The sequence below is a fragment of the Variovorax sp. 10L421 genome, assembly GCF_056395365.1.
Map to the genome: position 1 here is coordinate 258,679 of NZ_JBFTJJ010000002.1, position 23,211 is coordinate 281,889.

Here is a 23,211-nt window from a genome sequence, read left to right on the forward strand (position 1 = left end):
ACCCGCTGGCCGGGGCCGGCGTGCATTGTCTGCAGAATAGAGGGCCATGCACGTTCGAAAAGCCGCGGTTCCCGCCCTCGTTTTCCTCCTTTCCGCACTCTCCTTCCCCGCCCTGCTTCCTCCCGCCACTGCGGCGTCCGTTTCCAAGGACCTTCAACCCTCCCGCTCGCCCGACGCCGCCGAGGCCCGCATCGAATCGCTCATCGCCCGCATGACGGTGCAGGAGAAGGCCGGCCAGCTGAGCCTCTACGGCCCGGCCGATATCGACACCCCCAACAACCCGCAGGCCGGCTCGCGCAACGTGCAGCAGGAAACCGCCGACGTGCGCGCCGGCCGCCTCACCGGCCTGTTCAACAACGCGGGCCTCGAAGGCAAGCGGCGGCTGCAGCAGATGGCGGTGAACGAGTCGCGCCTGGGCATTCCGCTGATCTTCGGTGCGGACGTGATCCACGGCTTTCGCACCATGTTCCCGATGCCGCTGGCCGAGGCGTCGAGCTGGGAGCCCGCGCTCGCCGAGCGCACCGCGCGCGCCGCGGCGATCGAAGCCACGGCCGACGGCTTCCGCTGGACCTTCGCGCCGATGGTCGACGTCGCGCGCGACGCGCGCTGGGGCCGCGGCCTCGAAGGCGCGGGCGAAGACGCGTACCTCTCCAGGCAGTTCGCCGCCGCGCGCGTGCGCGGCTTCCAGGGCCCCGACCTCTCGCGGCCCGACGCCATGCTGGCCACGCCCAAGCACTTCGCGGCCTATGGCGCGGCCGAGGGCGGACTCGACTACAGCGTGAGCGACATCTCCGAGCGCACGCTGCGCGAGGTGTACCTGCCGCCCTTCCGCGCGGCGCTGGACGCGGGCGCGCTGTCGATCATGAGCGCCTTCAACGAGATCGGCGGCGTGCCCTCCACCGCCAATCCCGCGCTGCTCACGGGCGTGCTGCGCGACGAATGGAAGTTCAAGGGCTTCGTGGTGTCCGACTACACGGCCGACGAGGAACTGGTGGAGCACGGCTACGCCGCCAACCCGCGCGAAGCGGCCAGACAGGCCTTCATGGCCGGCACCGACGTGAGCATGCAAAGCGGCCTGTACGCGCGCTACCTGCCCGAGCTGGTGGCTTCGGGCGAAGTGCCGATGGCGCGGCTCGACGACGCGGTGCGACGCGTGCTGCGCGTAAAGCAGAAGCTCGGCCTGTTCGACGACCCCATGCGCGGCCTCGACGGCCCGCCTGCCGCACAACGCACGGAGAACCCCGAGTTCATCTCGCTGGCCCGCGAGAGCGCGCGCCGCTCCATCGTGATGCTGAAGAACGAGCGCGCGCTGCTGCCGCTGTCCAAGGCCGGCACGAAGATCGCGCTGATCGGCCCCTTCGCCGAGGGCACTGTCGACCTGATGGGCGCCTGGAGCCTGTCCCCGGGCCAGTCGGCGCCGGTGGGCGTCGACCAGGGCCTGCGCGCGGCACTGGGGGCCGATTCGTCGGTGAACGTCGTGCGCGGCTCGGGCATCGAGTCGGCGCTGCCCGGCGGCATCGACGCCGCGGTGGCCGCCGCGCGCGATGCGGACGTGGTGCTGCTGGCCATCGGCGAGAGCCAGAAGATGTCGGGCGAGGCGCGCTCGCGCGCCGACATCGGCCTGCCGCAGGCGCAGCAGGACCTGGCCGAAGCCGTGGCCGCCACCGGCAAGCCGGTGGTCGTGCTGCTGAGCAACGGCCGCGCGATGGCGCTCAAGGGTGCGGTACGCGATGCCCGCGCCATCCTTGTCACATGGTTCCTGGGCGTGCAGACCGGCAACGCGATCGCCGACGTGGTGTTCGGCGACTTCAATCCGTCGGGCCGCCTGCCCGTGAGCTTTCCGCAGACGGCAGGACAGGTGCCCTACTACTACGGCCACAAGCGCACCGGCCGCCCCTCGCCCGAGAACGCACCGGGCACGGCCTTCAGGACCCGCTACCTGGACGCGACCAACGAGGCGCTCTACCCCTTCGGCTTCGGCATCGGCTATGCACCGGTGCACTACGACGGCGTGGAGCTGAGTTCGGAGCGCCTGCCGCTGTCGGGCACGCTGCGCGTGCGCGCCACCGTCAGCAACACCGGCCAGCGCGAGGCCGAGGAAGTGGTGCAGCTCTACATCGCCCAGCGCGCCGCCAGCGTGACCCGGCCCGTGCGCGAGCTCAAGGAATTCCGCAAGGTCGACATTGCGCCCGGCGCATCGACGGTCGTCGAGTTCGCGCTCACGGCCAACGACCTGGCATTCGTCGGCCGCGACATGAAGCCGGCCGTGGAGCCCGGCGATTTCGATCTCTGGGTGGGGCCTTCGGCTGCGGGCGGCATTCGCAAGCAGTTCGCTCTCACGCGGGAATGAAGCCGTCGACGCCCGTCAGGGGTGGTGTGTCGTGCGGCAGTTTCAGTCGAGCCCATGGAACACGCTGTCGTCCGGCCCGATGTGCGAGGGCGGCGTCCAGGCGGCGTCGCGCATCGAGCGGCTCACGAGCTTTTCCACGCCCAGCAGCGTGGCGAAGATCGCCATGCGCACGGGAATGCCGTTGTCGGTCTGGCGGAAGATGGCCAGGCGCGGGTCGTTGTTCAGGTCGACGCTGAGGTCGTGCGAACCCGGGCGGCCGTCGCGCGGCAGCGGGTGCATCACGACCACCTCGGGCCTGCAGGCCGATTCGACGAGTGCGCGGTTGATCTCGAAGGCGTTGTCGAAGCCCTCCAGCACTTCGTCGTGCGCGAAGCGCTCTTTCTGGATGCGCGTGGCGTAGATGATGTCGGCGCCGGCCAGCGCCTGCGCCGGCGCGGCCGCGGTCTCGACCACGTGGCCGTTGCGGCTCACGGCGTCCACGATTTCCGCCGGCATGGCGAGCGAGGGCGGCGAGATGAGCGTGAACTTCAGCCCCTTGTACAGCGCGAGCAGCTTGATGAGCGAGTGCACGGTGCGCCCGTATTTCAGGTCGCCGACCATGGCGATGTGCGCACCGTCCACCAGCTTCCCCAGGCGCGAGAACTCGCGCTGGATGGTGTACAGGTCGAGCAGCGCCTGACTCGGATGTTCGCCGGGCCCGTCGCCACCGTTGATGACCGGCACGTTGGTGGCGCGCGCGAATTCGGCGACCGAGCCCTGCTCCGGATGCCGCACCACGATGGCGTCGACATAGCCGCTGATCACTCGGCTGGTGTCGTAGATCGATTCGCCCTTGGCCATCGACGAGAAGGTGAAGCCGGTGGTGTCGCACACCGAGCCGCCCAGCCGGCAAAACGCCGCGCCGAAGCTCACACGCGTGCGCGTGCTGGCCTCGAAGAAAAGATTGGCCAGCACGGCGCCTTCGAGCACGCGGCTGACCTTGCGCCGCCGCGCGATGGGCTGCATGACGTCGGCCAGCTGGAACAGTTCGTCGATGGCGTCGCGGTTGAACTGGTTGACAGAGAGCAGGTGGTGCGAGCCTTCAATGGCAAGCGACCTTCGCAAGGCGCTTTCATATGCGCTTTGCGTATATTCTGCGCGACGCCCATCCGAAGCCAGGATTTCGCTCACGAAGCGCCGGGCCACTTCGGGCATGGCCCGGAATTCATTGGACTCGTCGGGTAGCAGCCAGGCGTCGAGCGCCCGTCTGCGGCTGCCGATGCGCTCTGCGAAAGCATCGCGCGTCATGTTGAGTTGACGCATCGCGTCGCGGAGGAGCACCTGTTGCGGCATGTTCATGGGCCACAAGCATATACTCAATGCGTATATTTTCAAAGCCCAAAGAAGCGCCTGCCGTTTGGGCTACCTCCGGGTCTTCCTCGCGGGCTTCTTCGCCACCTGGCGCTGCGAGCGCTGCCGCAGCGTCGAACCCGAACCGCGCGGCGGGTTCGCCGGCGCCACGTCGTGCTGGCTCGCCCTCGAAGTGAAATCGCATGTCTTCACCGCCAGCTCGACGATGCGCGCCAGCGCGGGACTGGCGTTGTCGCGCCGGTAGACCGCGCTGTAGACCAGCGGCGGCGGCATCGGGTCGCTCCTGACCACGCGCAGCAGGCCACTCCTGATGTCCGGGCGCACGTAGTCGAGCGCCTGCTGGCTGATGCCGAAGCCGCTGATCGTCAGTTCGCGCAAGACGGTCGTGCTGTTCGTCAGCAGCACCTTGCCGAAGCGGAAGCCATGCTCTGCGCGCCAGGCCTCGTAGAACCTGTTCTTCGAGGCACCGGCGGGCTGCTCGATCACCGGATAGTCGGCGAATTCATGCGGCTTCAGCGCCCGCTGTGGAATGCCCAGCCTCGGGCTCGCGATCCAGGCCTGGTCGACCTGCCCCACCTTGACCGACTCGAAGGCCTGTCCCCAGAAGGTGCCGGGCATGATGGACAGGTCGAGCTTGTTGGCCTCCAGCCGCTCGAAGAGCGTCAGTCCCGCATCGACCACCGGCTCGAGCGTCACCTCGGGATGCAGCTTCTGCAGCAGCTGAATCAGCCGCGTGAGCCAGGTCATCGCGATCAGCTCCGTCACGCCCACCCGGAAGGTGCCGCGCAGTGTCTTGTCGAGGCTGATGTCGTGCTCGATGCGTTGCCACAGGCGCAGGGCCTCTTCCGCGAGCGGCAGCAGTTCGCGGCCGGAGTGAGCCAATTCCAGGCCGTGCGAGGTGCGATGCAGCAAGGGGCCGCCAAGCGAATCCTCGAGTTCCGCCAGGCGCTTCGAGATGGCCGACTGCGTGGTGTGCAGCTTCACCGCCGCGGCACTGAAGCTCTGGAGCTTGGCACTGAAGAGAAAAGCCTCCAGCTGCTTGAAGGTGAAGTTCATGCCAGCGGAATGTACGCCTACGGTCAGCCAGGAAAAAAAGGAATACCGCGACGGTCCGATTTCTCGTTTGTCCCGCGGCGAGCGGACTTTGATACTGCGCGCATGCTTCACATCGCACCACGCCTGAATCGCATCAAGCCTTCCCCCAGCTCCATGGCCGGCCAGAGGGCGCGCGAGCTGCGCGCGATGGGCCGGGACATCCTCGGCCTCACGGCGGGCGAGCCCGACTTCGAGACGCCCGGCCACGTCAAGGACGCCGCCATCCGCGCCATGTCGGACGGCCAGACGCGCTACACCGACGTGGGCGGCACGCCGGCGCTGAAGGAAGCCATCGCGGGCAAGTTCCTGACCGAGAACGGGCTGGCCTACACGCCGGGCGAGATCATCGTCGGCACCGGCGCCAAGCAGGTGATCTTCAACGCGCTCATGTGCACGGTCGCGGCGGGCGACGAAGTCATCGTGCCGGCGCCCTACTGGGTGTCCTACCCCGACATCGCCCTGCTGGCCGGCGGAGTTCCGGTCTTCGTCGATTGCCCGGCGGCCGCGGGCTTCAAGCTCCAGCCCGCCGACCTCGAGCGCGCCATCACCCCCAGGACGCGCTGGCTGATGCTCAACTCGCCGAACAACCCGAGCGGGGCAACCTACACGCGCGTCGAGCTCCAGGCGCTGGCGGAGGTGCTGCGGCGCCACCCCCATGTCTGGATACTGACGGACGACATCTACGAGCACCTGATCTACGGCGGCGTCGAATTCGCCACCATGGCCGAGGCGGCGCCCGACCTCAAGGACCGCACGCTGACCGTGAACGGCGTGTCCAAGGCCTACGCGATGACGGGCTGGCGCATCGGCTACGGCGCAGGCCCCTCGGCGCTCGTCAAGGCGATGGTCAAGCTCCAGTCGCAAAGCACTTCCGGCCCGAACTCGATCGCGCAGGCGGCAGCCGTCGCGGCGCTCACGGGGCCGCAGGACACCATCGCCAGCAACCGGCACGAATACGAAACGCGGCGCGACATGGTGGTCGCCGCGCTCAATGCCATCGACGGCATCCGCTGCGAGGTGCCCGACGGTGCGTTCTACGTCTTCGCCTCGTGCAGCGCTCTCTTCGGCCTTCGCACCGGCAAGGGCACGGTGATCGACAGCAGCGACGACTGGGTGATGCACCTGCTCGATTCGCAGGACCTTGCCGCCCTGCAAGGCAGCGCCTACGGGGTGCCCACGCATTTCCGCATCTCCTTCGCCGCCAGCACCGAACAACTGCTGGAAGGCTGCCGACGCATCGCGCGGGCACGCGACGAACTCTCGGGCCAAGCCATCAACCAGGAACCGCAATGAAACTCCGCACCCTTCTGAAGCTGCTGCCGGCCCTTGCCATCGGCACCGCCTGGCTCGGCACCACCCAGGCATGGGCCGCCGATGCCTTTCCGTCGAAGCCGATCAAGGTCCTCGTGGGCTTCTCGCCCGGCGGGTCCAACGACATGGTGGCGCGCCTGATCGGACCGAAGCTGGCCGAAGGCCTCGGGCAGCAGGTGCTGATCGACAACCGGCCGGGCGCCGGCGGCAACATCGCCGCGTCGGCGATGCTTGCGGCGCCTGCCGACGGGCACACGCTGCTGATGTGCACCACAGGTACGCTGTCGATCCAGCCGCATGTGCTCAAGAGCATGCCCTTCGACTCCGAGAAGGACATCGTTCCGGTCACGCAGGTGGTCAATGCGCCCTACATGCTGCTGGTCAACTCGAATCTGCCGGTGAAGAGCGTGAAGGAACTCATCGCCTACGCCAGGCAGAAGCCCGGCGAGATCAACTTCGCCTCCTCGGGCACGGCAACGGGCGGACACCTTGCGGGCGAGATGCTGAAGAGCCGCGCGGGCATCGACATCGTCCACGTGGCCTACAAGGGCACCGGCCAGGCGATGACGGACCTCATCGCGGGCCAGGTCTCGATGATCTTCGACCAGCCCGTGAGCTCGATGCAGTACGCCCGCTCGGGCAAGCTGCGCGCGCTGGCGGTGGCCAGCCCGCGCCGGCTACCGGCCTTTCCGGACATCCCGACCGTGGCGGAAGCCGGCGTTCCCGACTTCGACCCCGTGACCTGGGCCGGCATCTGCGCTGCGAAGAACACGCCGCCGGCCGTGGTCGAGCGCATCCAGCGCGAAGTCGCCAAGGTGCTCGCGATGCCCGAGATCGCCAAGCGGCTTATCGCCGACGGGCTGGAGCCCGTGGGAAGCACGCCAGAGCAGTTCCGTGCCTTCCTGGCTGCGGACAAGCGCAAGTGGGGCCGCGTGGTGAAGGACGCCGACATCAAGGCCGAATGAACGGAATCGAGAACATGAGCCAGCTTCCAGACATCGTCCGCGACTTCGAGCGCGTCTCCTCCGACCTGATTCGCCAGGCCTCGGCCTTCCAGCCCGCCATCCTCGCCGACGTGGCCGGCCGCCGGGGCGCCCTGCACGGCCGCATCCAGGCCTTGCGCCATCGGATGAAACTGGTGGGCAGCGCGCTCACGGTGGAAGTGCGGCCCGGCGACAACCTGATGATCCATGCCGCCATCGCGCTCGCGAAGCCCGGTGACGTGCTGGTGATCGACGGCAAGGGCGACCAGAGCGCCGCCCTCATGGGCACGATCATGATGAACGCCTGCCGCCAGGTCGGCATCGCCGGCGTGGTGATCGACGGCGCGGTGCGCGACAGCGTGGAAATCGACGAAATGGGCTTTCCGGTGTTCTCGGTCGGCACCAATCCCAACGGGCCGACCAAGCTGGCCTCGGGGCGCATCGGGCATCCGGTGTCGGTGGGCGGCGTGGCGGTACGCCCCGGTGACCTCGTCATCGGCGATGCGGATGGCGTGGTCGTCGTCGAGCGGGAGAAGGTGGAGACGCTTCTTCAGGCGGCGGCGAAGAAGGTCGAGGACGAGGCTGCGCGCATCGAGGCCATCAAGAATGGCAACACGGCTGCCAAATGGCTGAACTCCGCGCTGCGCAACGCGGGCGTTCTCAAGGAAAACGAGACCCTCTAGGGTCGGGCGTCATCAGCTGGCGACGCGGACACGAAGCGAACACGAAGAAAAGGCCCGAAGGCCCGTTCTTCATGCTTGCTGGTTCGGCTTACAGGCCTGCCTGGCGCGTGAACGACACGCTGGGCTTCTTGTAGGCTTGCGGCACTTCGTCGCGGTAGAACGCGCGGCGATCGAGGCTGGCGAGCGGGTCGTGAGCCTTGGCAACGGCTTCGGCTTGCACGGTCGCGCGGTCGGCGGTCGACGTGAAGACCTGTGCGCCAGCGCTGGAGGCATCGGCGTACTCGTTGCCGGCGCGTGCGGCGGCAGCGGCCTGCGGTGCGACTTCGGCGCGGGTGACAGAAGAGTTCACGACGTGCACGCCGTCGTAGGTTTCTGCATGGGCTCCGGCAGCGGCCAGGAGCGAGAGAGCAGCAGCAGCGAGGATCTTCGAGGCATTCATTTCAATCTCCTTCAGGTGGTTGGTTGGTGAGGAGAAGTTTGATCCTGAAAAGCCTCGAAAAACGCCGGCAAAAGGAACCACGGCGTTCACAGGATTGAAACAATCGAACCCTTGAAAACAGCCGGTCGTCAGTGGCTGATCATCCACGGTCGCCGCGACGGCGCAGACTTGGCCCCGCTCGGCGCCGTCACCGTCGCACTTCGTTTGCCCGAGCCGCAGCAGCCGCACCCCGCCGGATGCTTGAAGCGCGCGTAGTCGCGCGAGTTGCCCGGCTCGTGCCGCGCGCGCTCGTTGGTTTCCATGGCGCGGCGTGTGCCCGAGGCCATCAGTGCGAGCCGCGGCGCGGCCGACAGCACGCGCGGCGAAGCGCATCCGCAATCGGGGCACGCAGCCGCCTCGTCGCGCAGGCCTGAGGGCCGCAACGCCTCGAAGCCGCCGCACTGCCCGCAAGCGTAGTCGTAGGTCGGCATGGCTTGCTTCAGCGCAGGTCGTGCGACAGCGGCATGTCGATGCTGCCGTCGATGAACTTCACCGGGCCCGAGGCGTTCGGGTTGATGTCGAAGTCGAAGATGCCCGTGGGCAGCCACAGCGTGGCGCACGAGTTGGGCACGTCGACCACCCCGCTGATGTGGCCCTGCACCGGCGCCGTGCCCAGGATCGAATAGGCCTGCGCGCCCGAGTAGCCGAACTTCTTCAGGTACTCGATGGCGTTCAGGCAGGCCTGGCGGTAGGCCACGTTCACGTCGAGGTAGTGCTGCTTGCCGCTCTCGTCGACCGAGATGCCTTCGAAGATCAGGTAGTCGTTGTACTGCGGCGTGATCGGGCTGGGCTTGAAGATCGGGTTCTTGATGCCGTACTTGGCCATGCCGCCCTTGATGAGCGTGACCTTCATGTGGACCCAGCCAGCCATCTCGATGGCGCCGCAGAAGGTGATCTCGCCGTCGCCCTGGCTGAAGTGCAGGTCGCCCACGCTCAGGCCCGCGCCATCGACGTACACGGGGAAGAACACCTTCGAACCGCGCGACAAATCCTTGATGTCGCAGTTGCCGCCGTGCTCGCGCGGCGGCACGGTGCGCGCGCCTTCGGCGGCTGCCTTGGCGCGGGCTTCACCGGTCATCTTTCCCATGTGGGCAGTGCCCGCAAACGGCGGGTTCGCGAGGCCGGGCACACGTTCCGGATCGGTGGCGATAAGGGCCTTCTCGCGCTCGTTCCACATGTCGAGCATGGGCTTGTCGGGCAGGCAGCCGATCAGGCCGGGGTGGATCAGCCCCGCGAAGTTCACGCCCGGAACGTGGCGTGAACTGGTGAACATGCCCTTGAAGTCCCAGATCGATTTCTGCGCCTCGGGGAAGTGGTCGGTCAGGAAGCCGCCGCCGTTCTTCTTCGAGAAGAAACCGTTGAAGCCCCAGAGGCTGTCCTGCTTGGCGCCGATGTCGAGCAGATCAACCACCAGCAGGTCGCCGGGCTCCGCGCCCTTCACGCCCACGGGGCCCGAGAGGTAGTGGACGGTGCTCAGGTCGATGTCGCGCACGTCGTCGGCGCTGTCGTTGTTCTTGATGAAGCCGCCGGTCCAGTCGAAAGTCTCGAGGATGAAGTCGTCGCCCGGGTTGACCCAGCAGGCCATCGGAATGTCCGGATGCCAGCGATTGTGGATGTTCTCGTTCTCGACGGGCGACTTGGTCAGGTCGACCTTGATCAGCGTGTCAGTCATGTGCAGTGGCTCCTGGTTGGGTTGGTTGTGGTCAGATCAAACGGAGAGATAGGCCTTGATGTGGTCGACATCTGTCTTGTCGCGCGCGGTCTCGTGCACGAACCGGCCGCCTTCAATGACGAAGAGCCTGTCGGCCACGTCCATCGCGAAACTGAGCACCTGCTCGGACACGACGATGGTGATGCCGCGCAGCTTGCGGATCTCGTTGAGCGCCTTGGCGATGTCCTTGATGATCGAAGGCTGGATACCTTCGGTGGGCTCGTCGAGCAGCAGCACCTTGGGGTCGGTGACGAGGGCGCGCGCAATCGCAAGTTGCTGCTGCTGGCCGCCGGAGAGGTTGCCGCCCTTGCGGGTCTTCATGTCCCACAGCACGGGGAACAGCGCGTAGATTTCCTCGGGGATTCGGCGGGTCTTCGAGTTTTCCAAGCCGGTCTGGATGTTCTCTTCCACCGTCAGCGTCGGGAAGATCATGCGGCCTTGCGGCACGTAGGCGATGCCCTTGGCGACGCGGCGAAAGCTCTCGTCGCGCGACACGTCCTGGCCTGCCACCTCGATGCGCCCGCTCTTCAACGGCAACACGCCCATCAGGCCCTTGAACAGCGTGGTCTTGCCCATGCCGTTGCGGCCCATGATGGCGATGGTTTCGTTGGCATGGCCCTCGAACGAGATGCCGTGCAGCGCCTCGCTCTGGCCGTAGGCGACGTGCAGGTCTTCGACCTTCAGGTTGATGTTGCTCATGTCAGTGGCCCAGGTAGACGTCGATGACCTTCGGATCGGCCTGCACCTTCTCCATCGGCCCCTCGGCAAGGATCTTTCCCTGGTGCATCACGGTAACCTTGTGCGCGATCTGCTTCACGAAGGCCATGTCATGCTCGATGACGATCACTGCGCGGTTCTGGCAGATGCGCTTGAGCAGCTCGGCCGTGAGTTCGCGTTCGCGCGCGCTCATGCCGGCGATGGGCTCGTCGAGCATCAACAGCTCCGGCTCCTGCATCAGCAGCATGCCGATCTCGAGCCACTGCTTTTGGCCGTGGCTCAGCAAGCCGGCCTCGGTGTCGAGCTTGTCGGCAAGGCCGATGTCCTCGGCAATGGCCTGCACCTTGTTCTTGACCTCGTCGTCGCACCTGAAAGCCAGCGCACCGAACACCGAGCGGCCCTTCGGGAATGAGACCTCCAGGTTCTGGAACACCGAGAGGTTCTCGTAGATCGACGGCGTCTGGAACTTGCGCCCGATACCCAGCCGCACGCGCTTGTGTTCGGCCATCTTCGTGAGCTCGGTGTTGTTGAACTTGATGCTGCCGGCGCTCGCGCGCGTCTTGCCGCAGATCAGGTCGAGCAGCGTGGTCTTGCCGGCTCCGTTGGGGCCGATGATCACGCGCAGCTCGTTGCGGTCGATGTACAGCGTGAGGTCGTCAATGGCCTTGAAGCCATCGAAGGACACGGTGAGGTCTTCCACGGCGAGCGCGAAGTCGGTGTTGCTCATGAGGGTGTGGCTCCGGGTTCAGGCGTGCTGGCTGCCGACGCCGTCGGGCAGCGTGGGTTCGGATGGTGTGGCTGTGGGCACCACGGGTGCTGCGGCCGCCGGTCGCTTGACTGCCGCATCGCGCAAGGCTTGGCGGCGCGATTTCCACCATGGCCGGATCTTTTCTTCCCACAAACCCGCGAGCCCCATCGGGAAGGCCATGGTCACGCCGATGAAGAGGCCCGCCATCAGGAACAGCCACAGGTCCGGAAAGCTCTCCGAGAACAGCGTCTTGCCCGCATTCACCAGCAGCGCGCCATACACCGCGCCCACCAGGCTCATGCGCCCGCCCACCGCACAGAAGATCACCATCTCGATCGAAGGCACGATGCCCACGAAACTCGGCGACATGAAACCCACCTGCAGCGCGAACATCGCGCCACCGATGCCCGAAAGCGCGGCCGCCAGGCAGAAGATGAAGACCTTGAAGTTCGACACGTCGTAGCCCGAGAAGCGCACCCGGTCTTCCTTGTCGCGCATGGCCAGCAGCAGCGTGCCGAGCTTGCTTGTCTGCACCCAGCGGCACAGCACGATGCTCGCCACCAGCAGGCCGACGCAGACGTAATAGAGCACGTACTTGGCGCCGTCTGTGCGCGTGTCCCAGCCCAGCATCGTCTTCAGGTCGGTCATGCCGTTCACGCCGCCCGTATAGCCCTGCTGGCCGATGATGAGCACGGTGCAGATGAGCGCCACCGCCTGCGTGATGATCGCGAAGTACACCCCGCCCACGCGCCGCTTGAACATCGCGAAGCTCACGAGCCAGGCCAGCGCCATCGGCGCCAGCACCACCAGCGCGAGGCTCAGCGGCAGACTCTTGAACGGCAGCCACAGCGTGGGCAGCTCGGTGATCTGGTTCCAGTCCATGAAGTCCGGAATGCCGGGCGTGGTCTGGATCTTGGTGGAAACGGGGTCGGAGGCTTCAAGCTTGAGGAACATCGCCATCGCATAGCCGCCGATGCCGAAGAACACGCCCTGCCCCAGGCTCAGCACGCCGCCGTAGCCCCACACCATCACGAGGCCCACGGCCACGAAGGCGTAGGTGAGGTATTTGCCCACGAGGTTGAGGCGGAAGATGTCGAGCGACAGCGGCAGCACCACCGCGAGCAGCAGCACCAGCAGCAACAGGCTGCCGAGCTGGTAGCGCTGGATCGAGGCCTTGATGAAATTCATCGGAACGTTCTCCAAAACAGGAATCGGGTTCAGCGGCGGACCTTGACTGCGAATAGGCCCTGCGGTCGCATCATCAGGATCAGCACGATCAGCGACAGCGTCAGCACCTTGGCCATCGAGCCGGTCATGAAGAACTCGGAGATCGACTGCGTCTGCGCAATGCCGAAGGCCGATACCACCGTGCCGAACAGGCTGGCCGCGCCGCCGAAGGTGACGACCAGGAAGGCGTCGACGATGTAGAGCGAGCCCGAGGTCGGCCCTGTCGAGCCGATGGTGGTGAAGGCCGCGCCCGCCATGCCCGCGATGCCGCAGCCGATGGCGAAGGTCAGGCGGTCGGTCCTCTTCGTGTCGATGCCGGTGGCGTTGGCCATCACGCGATTGGCCACCGTGGCACGCACCCGCAGGCCCCAGCGGCTCTTGTGCAGCGCAATCAGCACGCCGCCGGTGACCAGTGCTGTGAGCGCCAGCACGAACAGCCCGTTGATGGGAATGTCGAGGCCTTCATGCGGCGTCCACGAGCCCATGAGCCATTCGGGCAGCGTCGGGCTTACTTCCTTCGGGCCGATGAAGGTGCGGAAAATCTGCTGCAGGCCCAGGCTCACGCCCCAGGTGGCGAGCAGCGTGTCGAGCGGTCGCTTGTAGAGGTGGCGGATGAGCACCCACTCCACGATCCAGCCGACGATGAAGGCGAAGACGAAGGCCAGCCCGATGGCGATCGGGAAGTAGTACGGCATGAACTCGGGCGCCAGGCTTTCGGTGACGCGCGCGGCCAGGTAGATCGAGTAGGCGCCGATGGTCATGAACTCGCCATGCGCCATGTTGATCACGCCCATCTGGCCGAAGATGATCGCCAGGCCCAGCCCCATCAGCAGCAGCACCGCGAAGAGGCTCAGCCCCGCGAAGCCCTGCATGAGGCCGATGTTCATCATGTCCGACAGAGTCATGGCAACGAATTCCGGTGGTTGGGGTATTGGCTCCTTCCCCCTCTGGGGGAAGGCTGGGATGGGGGCAGGCGGAGCGTGCCCAGTAGTAACGCCGCTTGCCCCCACCCCTGCCCTCCCCCAGAGGGGGAGGGAGAAAGACAGGATTACTGATAGCCCTTGGGGAACGGATCGGGTTTGATGAGCTCAGCCGACTCCGCCACCACCTTGAACGTCCCGTCCAGCTGCCCCTGCCCGATGCGCGCCTTGCTCCACAGGTGGTGGTTCGCATCCAGCTTCACGTACCCCTCGGGCGCCGTCTTCAGCTCGATCCCCGGCGAACCGGCCACGACCTTGTCCACATCGAAGCTGCCGGCCTTCTCCACCGCCGCCTTCCACAGCCACGGCCCCAGATACCCCGCCTGCGTCACGTCGCCGATCACCGCATCCTTGCCGTACTTCGCCTTGAAGGCTTCCACGAACTTCTTGTTGTTCGCGTTGTCCAGCGACTGGAAGTACTTCATCGACGAGTAGAAGCCCGCGAAGTTCTCGCCACCCACGCCGGTCATTTCGTCTTCCGTCACGGCCAGCGTCAGCAGGAACTGCTTGTCGCCGGTGATGCCCGCGGCCTTCAACTGCTTGTAGAAAGCCACATTCGAGCCACCCACCACCGCCGCGAAGATGCAGTCGGGCTTTGCCACCTTGATCTTGTTGATCAGCGAGTTGAAGTTGGTGTGGCCCAGCGGGTAGTACTCCTCGCCCTTGACCGAACCCTTCTGGAAATTCTCGATGTGCTTGCGCGCGATCTTCATCGAGGTGCGCGGCCAGATGTAGTCGGAGCCCACCAGGAAGAAGGTCTTGGCCTTCTTCTCCTTCGCGCCCCAGTCCAGGCCCCAGATGATCTGCTGCGTGGCTTCCTGGCCGGTGTAGATCACGTTCTTGCTCTGCTCCAGGCCTTCGTAGAAGGTCGGGTAGTACAGCAGGCCGTTCTCTTTCTCGAACACCGGCAGCACGGCCTTGCGCGAGGCGCTGGTCCAGCAGCCGAACACGGCGGCGCAGTGGTCGTTGACGAGCAGCTTCTTCGACTTCTCTGCAAAGGTCGGCCAGTCGGAGGCGCCGTCTTCCTTGATGACCTTGATCTTGCGGCCGAGGATGCCGCCCATCGCGTTGATCTGGTCGATGGCGAGCTGCTCGGCCTGGATGGAGCCGGTCTCCGAAATGGCCATGGTGCCGGAAGACGAGTGCAGCTGGCCCACCGTCACCTCGGTGTCGGTCACAGCGAGCTTGGTGGTGTTCACCTTGGCCGTGGGGAACTGTCCTTGGCCGAAGCTGAGGCCGCTCAGGCCCAACACGGGCAACGCGGCGGCGCCCTGCAGCAGACGGCGGCGGCGCAATGCCAGGGCATCGAGAGAAAGATCGGAATCACGCGACATCAGGAAACTCCAGGCAGGTTGTTGGAAAGGAAGGCCGTGCACCATCACAGTGCATCGGACGGTGCCCCGAGCACCATGGCTGGCACTTTAGAAATCACCTGCGTACTCGCGAATACGTCATTCAACGTAGCGGTGCGCAGGCGCCCTGCCTGCAGACTCGAAGGCACGACATTGGCGGCAATGCAACCAGGGAGCGCTTCTTGCTGTGTCCGCCCTCATGCCACCGCCGCCGCGAGAACCCGCCATGCAATCCGTCTCCGGACAGAAGATCTTTCGCATCCGCCGCGACTACAACGCCTGGGTCGCGAACGAAACGCTGGAGGACTACGCGCTGCGCTACACGCCGCGCAGCTTTCGCAAATGGTCGGAGTTCCGCGTGGCCAATGCGGCCTTCGGTGCCACCTCGTTCCTGGCGCTGGAGGCCATCGGCGGTGCCATCGGGCTGAGCTACGGCTTCTCGAACGCGCTGTGGGCCATCCTGGTGGTGGGGCTCATCACTTTCCTTACCGGCCTGCCGATCTCGTACTACGCGGCGCGCCACGGCGTGGACATGGACCTGCTCACACGCGGCGCGGGCTTCGGCTACCTGGGCTCCACGCTTACCTCGCTGATCTACGCGAGCTTCACCTTCATCTTCTTCGCGCTGGAGGCGGCCATCCTCGCGCTGGCACTGCAGATGTATCTGGACTGGCCGCTGTGGCTGCTGTACCTGGTGTCGTCCATCGTCATCATTCCGCTGGTGGCGCGCGGCATCACGCTCATCTCGGGGCTGCAGCTGTGGACGCAGCCGATCTGGATCGTGCTGTTCGTTTGCCCCTTCATCGCGGTGATGGTGAAGAAGCCCGAGCTCTACGCCGACTTCACCGGCCTCGTGGGCCGCACCTCCGACAGCAGCGGCTTCGACCCACTGATGTTCGGAGCGGCCGCCACGGTGGCCTTCTCGCTGGTGGTGCAGATCGGCGAACAGGTCGACTACCTGCGCTTCCTGCCCGAGAAGACAGCCGCCAACCGGGGCCGCTGGTGGGCCGCGGTGCTGATCGCGGGGCCGGGCTGGATCGTGCCGGGCATGCTGAAGATGATGGGCGGGGCCTTCCTTGCCTTCCTCGCGCTGCAGCACGAGATACCCGGCATCCATGCGATCGAGCCGACGCAGATGTACCTCACCGGTTTCTCGTACGTGCTGCGCGACCCGGCCTGGGTGCTGGGCATCACGGTGCTCTTCGTGGTGGTCTCGCAGATGAAGATCAACCTCACCAACGCCTACGCGGGTTCGCTGGCATGGTCGAACTTCTTCGCGCGGCTCACGCACAGCCATCCGGGGCGCGTGGTGTGGCTGGTGTTCAACGTGGTCATCGCGATCCTGCTGATGGCGCTCGGCGTGTTCGCGGCGCTGGAGCACGTGCTGGGTTTCTACAGCAACATCGCCATCGCCTGGGTCGGCGCGCTGGTGGCCGACCTGGTCATCAACAAGCCGCTGGGGTGGAGCCCGAAGACCATCGAGTTCAAGCGCGCGCACCTGTACGACATCAACCCGGTCGGGCTGGTGGCGATGCTGGTGGCCGCCGCGCTGGCGATGCTGGCCTACTCGGGCGTGCTCGGCCATTGGGCAAAAGCCTTCTCGCCCTTCATCGCACTGGTGACAGCCATGGCCGTGTCGCCGCTGCTGGCCTGGCGCACGCGCGGGCGCTACTACCTCGCGCGCCACGACATCGACCGCTGGACGCCCGGCCAGAACGTGAAGTGCTCGGTATGCGACAACAGCTTCGAGTCGGAAGACATGGCGCACTGCCCGGCCTACAGCGCACCGATCTGCTCGCTGTGCTGCACGCTCGAATCGCGCTGCCACGACCGCTGCAAGACCGACTCGCGCGCGGCCGAGCAGATGAGCGGCTGGCTGCAGGCGCTGCTGCCGCCGGCGCTGTCGGCGCGGCTCAACTTCCGCGTGGCGCATTACCTGCTGATCGCCACCTCGCTCATTGCATTGCTGGCCACCGTGGTCGGCGTGGTCTATGCGCAGGAGGCGCTGGCGGGCACGAGCGATTCGGTCATGGCCACGGCCTTCCTGAAAGTGTTCGCGCTGCTCTCGGTGGTGGCCGCGGTCGCCGCATGGTGGGTGGTGCTGGGCAGCGAGAGCCGGCAGATGGCGCAGGAAGAATCGATGCGCCACAACAACCTGCTCGCGCTCGAGATCGAGGCGCACCGCCGCACCGACGCCGCACTGCAGACCGCCAAGGAAGCCGCCGAGGCCGCGAACCAGGCCAAGACGCGCTATGTGGCCGGCATGACGCATGAGTTGCGCACGCCGCTCAACAGCATCCTGGGCTACTCGCAGATCCTGCTCAAGGGCGACGCGGTCGCGCCCCCGCGCGAGGCGGTGCAGACCATTCACCGCAGCGGCGAGCACATGCTGGGCCTGATCGACGGGCTGCTCGACCTGGCGCGCATCGAGGCCGGCCGGCTGCAGCTCGAACCCGCGCCGCTCGCGCTGCCCGCGTTTCTCGACCAGCTCGTGCACATGGTGCGCCCGCAGGCCGAGAACAAGGGCCTGGCCTTCGTTTGCACGCATGCAGGGCGGTTGCCGCCGTGGGTGCACGCCGATGCGAAATGGCTGCGGCAGATCCTCATCAACCTGCTGACCAATGCCGTGCGATTCACCGACAGCGGTACGGTCACGCTGCATGTGGATGCGCGGCGCGAGGTACTGCGCTTCGACGTGGTCGACACCGGCATCGGCGTCGCGCCGCAGGACCATCAGCGCATCTTCCTGCCCTTCGAGCGCGGCGCAGCGGGCCGCCGCCGTGGCGAGCCGGGCACGGGACTGGGCCTCACCATCACCGGGCTGCTCACCTCGCTGATGGGCGGAGAGCTCAGGCTGGCATCGACATCGTCGCAGGGCAGCACCTTCAGCGTGCGCGTGTACCTGCGCGAGGTGGCCGACCCCGGCCCGCAGGCCAAGGCCGGCGCACCGCGGCAGCCCGTGTCGGGCTACATCGGCGCGCGCCGCACGCTGCTGGTGGTCGATGACCAGCCCGTGCAGCGCCAGATGCTGGCCGGCATGCTCGTGCCGCTGGGCTTCGAGATACGCGAGGCCGCAAGCGGCACCGAGTGCCTCGACAGCCTGCGCGAAGAATTGCCATCGGCCATCCTGCTCGACCTGACGATGGACGACATGGACGGCTGGCAGACCGCCACCTCGGTGCGCGCCTCGGGCTTCGGGGATATCCCGATCATCATCGTCTCGGCCAACATGTTCGAGAACAAGAACGAGCGCCTGCAAGCGGCAGGCTGCCAGGCCTTTGTGGGCAAGCCGGTGATCGAGTCGGAGCTGATCGCCACGCTGGAGCGCCACCTCGGGCTCGAATGGCTGTCGACCGCCGATGCGCTCGCGCCTCTCGCGGGTGAAGCAGAAGAAGCGCTGCAGCGCCCCCGGCAACTCGCTCTTTCGGAAGACGACCGCGCCGAACTCATGCGCCTTGTGCAGATGGGCCACGTGCGCGGCCTGCACACGGCGCTCGACCGGCTGGCAGCCGCCTCGCCCGCCGCCGCATCGACCTGCACCTGGCTGCGCGGCATGGTCGTGCGCTTCGAACTCGACAACCTCCGCAACGCACTGGCCGAAGATGCAGACACCCTCGCCCCCTGAATCGTCATCCGAACGGCCCGTGGTGCTGGTGGTGGACGACGCGCCCAGCAGCCTCGGCATGTTGTGCGACACGCTGGAGGCCAGCGGCTACACCGTGCTGGTGGCGGTCGACGGCGAGGCCGCGCTGCAGCGGCTCGAACTCGTGGTGCCCGATGCGATCCTGCTCGACGGCCTGATGCCCGGTCTCTCGGGCTTCGAGACCTGCAGGCGCATCAAGGCCAACCCGGCGCTCGCGCACATCCCGGTGCTGTTCATGACGGGCCTGTCGGAAACCTCGCACGTGGTCGAGGGCTTCGAGTGCGGCGGAGTCGACTACGTGGTGAAGCCGATCCGCGCACAGGAGGTGCTGGCGCGGCTGCACACGCACGCGCGCAACGCCCGCATCACGCGCATGGCGCGCGACGCGGTCGATGTGGCCGGCATGGGCGTGGTGTTCGTCGACACGCGCGGGCGCATCGCGTGGCGCTCGCCGCAGGCCGCGCTGTGGCTGCACGCGCTCGAAGACCCGGTGGCGCCGGGCCTGCTGCCCGCGTCGCTGGAACCGGCGCTGGCGCCGGGCGCGGCCATTGCCATCGGCACCGCCACGGGCATGCGGCTGTCGGTGCGCAACCTCGGCGCAGCAGCGCTCGGCGAGACGATGCTGCTGTTCGCCATCCAGCGTGAAGGCCCGGCGGCCCGGCTGGCCGATGCCGCCCTCACGCCGCGCGAGACCGAGGTGCTCTCCTGGCTCGCCAAGGGCAAGACCAACCGCGACATCGGCGACATCCTCGGCACCAGCCCGCGCACGGTGAACAAGCACCTGGAGCACATCTTCGAGAAGCTGGGGGTGGAGACGCGGGCGGCTGCGGCGGCGCTGGCGAGCGGTATGTAACCCCCATGGGGTAACCGCCCCAACGGCGCGGGGCTATAGGTCGCGAATACTTTGGTTGCATTCAAAATGAGAACGCCACCGGAGTCAACAATGCTCTCAAGCCTTCTGCAGTTTCCTCCCCGCGAAAGTGCGTACAGGCGCAAGTTCCTGAACAACACGGACGAGAACCTCTTCATGGGCTCGTTCGAGAGCTTCGCGGCGGCCGAGGCCGGCGCGCCGCCCTCCAAAGCCGTGGGCTATGCCAATGCCGATGCGAGCGACCTCTACAGCCCGCAGATCTATTTCTACGACTATCCCGGCCTCTTCTGGCTGGGGCGCTCCATCGATGCGGGGCTGACGCGCGTGTTCGACCTCGGCGGGCACGTCGGCATCAAGTACTACGCATTCCGGCGCGTGCTGAGCTACCCCGCCACCCTGCAATGGACCGTGTGCGACGTGCCCGGCGTGGTCGAGAGCGGCCGCGCGATGGCCGTGAAGCGGGAAGCCACCGCGCAGCTCGGCTTCACCACCGACTACCGCGATGCGAGCGGCTGCGACGTGCTGTATGTCTCGGGCAGTCTGCAGTACCTGCCGACGCGCATGGACGCGATTCTTTCCGCGCTGGCCGTGAAGCCGAGGCGCATCATCATGAACACCACGGCCGTGCACCCCGAGCGCACGATCTACACGCTCAACAGCATCGGCGTGGCCGTGTGCGCCTACCGCATCCAGCACCACGACGAACTCCTGGCCGATCTCGCACGCTCGGGCTACAGGAAGCGCGACGTGTGGCGCAACGAGGGCAAGCCGATCGAGGTGCCCTTCGTCGCTGGCGGCGACAAGCCGTACTACGCGGGCTGCTGCTTCGACCTCGTCGATTGATGCGCCAACCCGGCCGGCGGGAAAGGAGCGTCCCTGCCGGTCGATCAAGAGATGCGGCGTCCAGGCAGCCGCGATCCGCCGATGCACCCGACAAGCCGTGTCGCCTCGGTGATAACCCCGAATCCGCTGAAGGCGGAATGACAGCTCCGGCCTCTACGATAGGCAAACGACAGGCGGCCTCCAGGCCACTGGCCTTTTCTTCCTCCCGGAGACATCGTGACAAAGCCCCTTCCTTCCCCCTTCCTCGCCCTCACCCGCCGCGCTGCCTTGCCGCTGATCGCAGCCCTCGCGCTCGCCGGCTGCGGCACCCTCGGCGGCGGCAACAAGCCTGCGGGCGAAGACATCCACGTCATGACCTCGGGCGGCTTCACCGCCGCCTACAACGACCTGCGCCCGGAGTTCGAGCGCAGCAGCGGCCGCACCGTCAAAACCGCCTATGGCGCCTCGATGGGCAACGCCACCGACTCGATCCCCAGCCGCTTGGCGCGCAACGAGCCGGCCGACGTCGTGATCCTCGCGCGCCCGGCGCTCGATGCGCTGGTGGCGCAGGGCAAGGTGGTGGCGGGCAGCCAGGTCGACCTGGTGCGCTCGTCCATTGGCTTCGCGGTGCGCAAGGGCGCGCCCAAGCCGGACATCGGCACGGTCGACGCGCTCAAGCGCACGCTGCTCGCGGCACCGTCGATCGCCTACTCGGCGAGCGCGAGCGGCACCTACTACGAGACCGAGCTGCTCAAGAAGCTGGGCATCGAAGACCAGGTGAAACCCAAGAGCAAGCGCATCCTGAGCGAGCGCGTGGGCACGGTGGTGGCGCGCGGCGACGCGGCGCTCGGCCTGCAGCAGGTGAGCGAGCTGCTGCCCATCGAGGGCATCGACTACATCGGTCCGCTGCCCGCCGAGGTGCAGCGCGTGACGGTGTTCTCGGCCGGCATCGCCACCGCATCGAAGCAGCCCGATGCGGCGCGGCAGCTTATCCGCTATCTCAACTCCCCGGCCGCGGCGCCGACCATCGCGAAGACGGGGCTGGAGCCGCTGTCGGCACGTTGAGCGCGCACCGTCAGAGCGTGCGGCCATCACACCGGAAGAACTCGACGCGCACGTGCGGCGCCGGGGTCTCGCGCGAGCACTGGCGTGCACGGGATACCGGGCCAATCAGCAGACGTTGATCATCGACAGCTGCGAACCGGAGGCCAAGCCCGCAGATTTGTTCTAACTTCGCCAGCCCGATACAGGCCGAAAACGTCGGCCTTCGTGACAAACGACCAGCCGGTTGACGATGGGCAACAGTGTCAGTGCGCACAGCCACGTACAACGCCCCGTCATCTACTGGGAGCGTGCCAAATGGAGCGAAAAATTCTTGTCGTCGGCGATCCGCCGGCACTTGGCGGGCGGGTTCTGCCTTACGACGGTCCGATGTTCGGTCTGTATGGCCACCGCATCGCGTTGATAGGCGGCAGGGCCTACTGTGAGGGCTGCAACAGCGTGGGCATCATCGCCAAGGCAGGAGGGCCACGGCGTCTTCAATTCATTTCAGAGGCCGCGCTGGAAGGCGACGTGGTGATCTGCCACTGCCCGATGCCACAGCCCCTGCTTGCCACGCTGCAGCACACATCAACATACGATGACGGTGCGTGGTACGCCGCTGGAGCCGAACCGAGCGTGGCAGCAATGGCCATGTTGGTTGCCGCCGCGCCTTCGGAGATGGCGGCGTTGAAGAAAGTGGTGGATGCAGGTGTTGCGCACCCAGCCGAGGCCGAACAGACCGAAAACATCTGTCCCAACATGACGAACAAGGAGTTTGTGACCACGGTGCTGGAACTGCGCGACAAGGCGGTATCGCTCATTTCCGGGAAGCGGCTCCCCGAGTTGGAGCGATGGAATGAGGCTGATAGATCCCGAGTGAAAGATTGGTTTGGCGTGGCCGACCAGAGCACCCGCGAATACATGCAACAGGGCTTGAAGGCATGCGTGCAAGTGCTTCGAGGGCTCGATGCCAGAAACTTCGTGCGCTACTCGGAAACAGCACTCAAGCATGTCGGTTGCATCTTGCCGAGCAACGCGGATGATGCGGCTGCGGGTGTTTGCAAGCCAGATACCGCTACCCATACCATCGCGATCAATATCAAGTTCTGCGCGCTTCGCCCCATTTCTGCCGATCAGGATTCAAAGCTCTCAACGCTTATTCACGAGGTCACGCATTTCAACGACTGCTTTGGAAGCTTTGATGCTCTGTACTACCTTAGGTCTTCTCGCGAGGCCGCGAAAACAGACCCGCAAAGAATGCGAAGCAACGCTGATAGCATCGCTGGCTACGTGGTCTGGGACGAGGTTTTCCATGCTCGCTAGAGCACTTTCAATACTGCTGACATTCACGATCTGTACCAACGCCTCGGCTTGCCAGTACATCGTCCAGACATCGCTCGCGTTCGGAGCGGGTACATCTGATCTGGATAAAGCTCAAATAGTCAAGTTGGCTGCATGGATCGACGGCGCGACTTCACAGTACCCAAAATTCGATTACGCCTCAGTTGAAGCAGGCGCCTCGCTAAGAACTCCGGATGAGCCACTGCGAAGGGCCGAGAAACGGGCGAAGCAACGAGCGGAGAGCGCCGCACGCGCGCTCAAAGCACTGTTCCCCACTGATATCCAGGTAAGGACTATTTCGCACCCTTACCGGGAGCAAATGGCCTACGGATCAAGCAATGACTTTGCCGTAGTACAGCTCTATCCCGATCAAAAGGCTTCTCCTTTGCCGGACTGCAACCCAGTCCCTACCCCCGGTTTTCAGCCCGGCCGTTAGTCTTGGCCTGTTGATGCAGACCGGTGGGGAGCCGGCCCTCCTCATCACTGCCCGGTTGCCTGTCGGGCCGTA

Annotated in this window: 20 protein-coding genes; 10 read left to right on the top strand and 10 right to left on the bottom strand. The window is 66.1% G+C overall.

Annotation, left to right across the window (positions count from 1 at the left end; translation table 11 throughout):
* Positions 1–46: 46 nt before the first annotated feature.
* Positions 47–2,350 carry a beta-glucosidase BglX gene (gene bglX, locus AC1DFC_RS05220; RefSeq protein WP_478178749.1) on the top strand — a complete coding sequence of 768 codons (2,304 nt, stop codon included), beginning with the start codon at positions 47–49 and terminating at the stop codon, positions 2,348–2,350.
* A gap of 42 nt (positions 2,351–2,392) precedes the next feature.
* On the opposite strand, the gene AC1DFC_RS05225 is transcribed toward bglX, so the two are convergent.
* Together AC1DFC_RS05225 and AC1DFC_RS05230 are read right to left on the bottom strand one after the other, a co-directional pair.
* The gene (locus AC1DFC_RS05225; RefSeq protein ID WP_007834929.1) at positions 2,393–3,688 is read right to left on the bottom strand and encodes an aspartate carbamoyltransferase; all 1,296 of its coding nucleotides are present in this window, start codon (positions 3,686–3,688) and stop codon (positions 2,393–2,395) included.
* A 63-nt stretch (positions 3,689–3,751) separates the two neighbouring features.
* The gene (locus tag AC1DFC_RS05230; RefSeq protein ID WP_413334745.1) at positions 3,752–4,756 is read right to left on the bottom strand and encodes a LysR family transcriptional regulator; all 1,005 of its coding nucleotides are present in this window, start codon (positions 4,754–4,756) and stop codon (positions 3,752–3,754) included.
* Between the two features lie 102 nt (positions 4,757–4,858).
* Between AC1DFC_RS05230 and AC1DFC_RS05235 the strand changes: the two genes are divergently transcribed.
* From AC1DFC_RS05235 to AC1DFC_RS05245, 3 genes are read left to right on the top strand one after another with little or no spacing between them, the layout of a single operon-like run.
* Positions 4,859–6,088: a pyridoxal phosphate-dependent aminotransferase gene (locus tag AC1DFC_RS05235; RefSeq protein ID WP_042673618.1), complete on the top strand. Its 1,230-nt coding sequence runs from the start codon at positions 4,859–4,861 to the stop codon at positions 6,086–6,088.
* Positions 6,085–7,071 (top strand): Bug family tripartite tricarboxylate transporter substrate binding protein, encoded by a 987-nt coding sequence (locus AC1DFC_RS05240; protein WP_007834943.1) that lies wholly within the window; start codon positions 6,085–6,087, stop codon positions 7,069–7,071. The genes AC1DFC_RS05235 and AC1DFC_RS05240 overlap by 4 nt, the downstream gene beginning before the upstream one ends.
* 14 nt (positions 7,072–7,085) lie before the next feature.
* Complete coding sequence (locus AC1DFC_RS05245) at positions 7,086–7,772, top strand: RraA family protein (protein WP_042673625.1); 687 nt, start codon at positions 7,086–7,088, stop codon at positions 7,770–7,772.
* A gap of 88 nt (positions 7,773–7,860) precedes the next feature.
* On the opposite strand, the gene AC1DFC_RS05250 is transcribed toward AC1DFC_RS05245, so the two are convergent.
* The 8 genes from AC1DFC_RS05250 to urtA form a co-directional block, all read right to left on the bottom strand.
* Positions 7,861–8,211, bottom strand: a complete 351-nt coding sequence (locus tag AC1DFC_RS05250) for an alpha/beta hydrolase (RefSeq protein ID WP_478178750.1) — start codon at positions 8,209–8,211, stop codon at positions 7,861–7,863.
* Between the two features lie 128 nt (positions 8,212–8,339).
* Positions 8,340–8,681 (bottom strand): zinc ribbon domain-containing protein, encoded by a 342-nt coding sequence (locus AC1DFC_RS05255; protein WP_007834949.1) that lies wholly within the window; start codon positions 8,679–8,681, stop codon positions 8,340–8,342.
* Between the two features lie 8 nt (positions 8,682–8,689).
* Positions 8,690–9,922, bottom strand: a complete 1,233-nt coding sequence (gene fmdA / locus AC1DFC_RS05260) for a formamidase (RefSeq protein ID WP_413312031.1) — start codon at positions 9,920–9,922, stop codon at positions 8,690–8,692.
* 36 nt (positions 9,923–9,958) lie between these two features.
* Positions 9,959–10,660, bottom strand: a complete 702-nt coding sequence (gene urtE / locus AC1DFC_RS05265; RefSeq protein ID WP_007834953.1) for an urea ABC transporter ATP-binding subunit UrtE — start codon at positions 10,658–10,660, stop codon at positions 9,959–9,961.
* Position 10,661: 1 nt separating this feature from the next.
* A complete protein-coding gene (gene urtD / locus AC1DFC_RS05270) occupies positions 10,662–11,405 on the bottom strand; it encodes an urea ABC transporter ATP-binding protein UrtD (protein ID WP_007834954.1) in 744 nt (247 codons plus the stop codon).
* Between the two features lie 18 nt (positions 11,406–11,423).
* A complete protein-coding gene (gene urtC / locus AC1DFC_RS05275) occupies positions 11,424–12,614 on the bottom strand; it encodes an urea ABC transporter permease subunit UrtC (protein ID WP_478178751.1) in 1,191 nt (396 codons plus the stop codon).
* A 29-nt stretch (positions 12,615–12,643) separates the two neighbouring features.
* Positions 12,644–13,558, bottom strand: a complete 915-nt coding sequence (gene urtB, locus AC1DFC_RS05280; RefSeq protein WP_413334734.1) for an urea ABC transporter permease subunit UrtB — start codon at positions 13,556–13,558, stop codon at positions 12,644–12,646.
* A 143-nt stretch (positions 13,559–13,701) separates the two neighbouring features.
* Positions 13,702–14,967, bottom strand: coding sequence for an urea ABC transporter substrate-binding protein (gene urtA, locus AC1DFC_RS05285; protein WP_056592157.1), 1,266 nt, complete (start codon positions 14,965–14,967; stop codon positions 13,702–13,704).
* A gap of 244 nt (positions 14,968–15,211) precedes the next feature.
* Between urtA and AC1DFC_RS05290 the strand changes: the two genes are divergently transcribed.
* The 6 genes from AC1DFC_RS05290 (at position 15,212) to AC1DFC_RS05315 (ending at position 23,139) form a co-directional block, all read left to right on the top strand.
* On the top strand, positions 15,212–18,610 hold the full coding sequence (locus AC1DFC_RS05290; protein WP_478178752.1) for a hybrid sensor histidine kinase/response regulator: 3,399 nt from the start codon (positions 15,212–15,214) through the stop codon (positions 18,608–18,610).
* A complete protein-coding gene (locus AC1DFC_RS05295; protein ID WP_007834970.1) occupies positions 18,588–19,481 on the top strand; it encodes a response regulator transcription factor in 894 nt (297 codons plus the stop codon). The genes AC1DFC_RS05290 and AC1DFC_RS05295 overlap by 23 nt, the downstream gene beginning before the upstream one ends.
* 90 nt (positions 19,482–19,571) lie before the next feature.
* The gene (locus AC1DFC_RS05300; RefSeq protein ID WP_007834971.1) at positions 19,572–20,342 is read left to right on the top strand and encodes a TIGR04325 family methyltransferase; all 771 of its coding nucleotides are present in this window, start codon (positions 19,572–19,574) and stop codon (positions 20,340–20,342) included.
* Positions 20,343–20,558: 216 nt separating this feature from the next.
* On the top strand, positions 20,559–21,386 hold the full coding sequence (locus tag AC1DFC_RS05305) for a substrate-binding domain-containing protein (RefSeq protein ID WP_478178753.1): 828 nt from the start codon (positions 20,559–20,561) through the stop codon (positions 21,384–21,386).
* Between the two features lie 294 nt (positions 21,387–21,680).
* Positions 21,681–22,685, top strand: a complete 1,005-nt coding sequence (locus AC1DFC_RS05310) for a M35 family metalloendopeptidase (RefSeq protein WP_478178754.1) — start codon at positions 21,681–21,683, stop codon at positions 22,683–22,685.
* Positions 22,675–23,139 carry a hypothetical protein gene (locus AC1DFC_RS05315; RefSeq protein WP_162130819.1) on the top strand — a complete coding sequence of 155 codons (465 nt, stop codon included), beginning with the start codon at positions 22,675–22,677 and terminating at the stop codon, positions 23,137–23,139. The genes AC1DFC_RS05310 and AC1DFC_RS05315 overlap by 11 nt, the downstream gene beginning before the upstream one ends.
* Positions 23,140–23,211 lie beyond the last annotated feature (72 nt).

Coding starts and splice junctions, on each gene's coding strand:
- bglX (WP_478178749.1), top strand. CDS start 47: ATGCACGTTCGAAAAGCCGCGGTTCCCGCCCTCGTTTTCCTCCTTTCC.
- AC1DFC_RS05225 (WP_007834929.1), bottom strand. CDS start 3,688: ATGAACATGCCGCAACAGGTGCTCCTCCGCGACGCGATGCGTCAACTC.
- AC1DFC_RS05230 (WP_413334745.1), bottom strand. CDS start 4,756: ATGAACTTCACCTTCAAGCAGCTGGAGGCTTTTCTCTTCAGTGCCAAG.
- AC1DFC_RS05235 (WP_042673618.1), top strand. CDS start 4,859: ATGCTTCACATCGCACCACGCCTGAATCGCATCAAGCCTTCCCCCAGC.
- AC1DFC_RS05240 (WP_007834943.1), top strand. CDS start 6,085: ATGAAACTCCGCACCCTTCTGAAGCTGCTGCCGGCCCTTGCCATCGGC.
- AC1DFC_RS05245 (WP_042673625.1), top strand. CDS start 7,086: ATGAGCCAGCTTCCAGACATCGTCCGCGACTTCGAGCGCGTCTCCTCC.
- AC1DFC_RS05250 (WP_478178750.1), bottom strand. CDS start 8,211: ATGAATGCCTCGAAGATCCTCGCTGCTGCTGCTCTCTCGCTCCTGGCC.
- AC1DFC_RS05255 (WP_007834949.1), bottom strand. CDS start 8,681: ATGCCGACCTACGACTACGCTTGCGGGCAGTGCGGCGGCTTCGAGGCG.
- fmdA (WP_413312031.1), bottom strand. CDS start 9,922: ATGACTGACACGCTGATCAAGGTCGACCTGACCAAGTCGCCCGTCGAG.
- urtE (WP_007834953.1), bottom strand. CDS start 10,660: ATGAGCAACATCAACCTGAAGGTCGAAGACCTGCACGTCGCCTACGGC.
- urtD (WP_007834954.1), bottom strand. CDS start 11,405: ATGAGCAACACCGACTTCGCGCTCGCCGTGGAAGACCTCACCGTGTCC.
- urtC (WP_478178751.1), bottom strand. CDS start 12,614: ATGAATTTCATCAAGGCCTCGATCCAGCGCTACCAGCTCGGCAGCCTG.
- urtB (WP_413334734.1), bottom strand. CDS start 13,558: ATGACTCTGTCGGACATGATGAACATCGGCCTCATGCAGGGCTTCGCG.
- urtA (WP_056592157.1), bottom strand. CDS start 14,967: ATGTCGCGTGATTCCGATCTTTCTCTCGATGCCCTGGCATTGCGCCGC.
- AC1DFC_RS05290 (WP_478178752.1), top strand. CDS start 15,212: ATGCAATCCGTCTCCGGACAGAAGATCTTTCGCATCCGCCGCGACTAC.
- AC1DFC_RS05295 (WP_007834970.1), top strand. CDS start 18,588: ATGCAGACACCCTCGCCCCCTGAATCGTCATCCGAACGGCCCGTGGTG.
- AC1DFC_RS05300 (WP_007834971.1), top strand. CDS start 19,572: ATGCTCTCAAGCCTTCTGCAGTTTCCTCCCCGCGAAAGTGCGTACAGG.
- AC1DFC_RS05310 (WP_478178754.1), top strand. CDS start 21,681: ATGGAGCGAAAAATTCTTGTCGTCGGCGATCCGCCGGCACTTGGCGGG.
- AC1DFC_RS05315 (WP_162130819.1), top strand. CDS start 22,675: ATGCTCGCTAGAGCACTTTCAATACTGCTGACATTCACGATCTGTACC.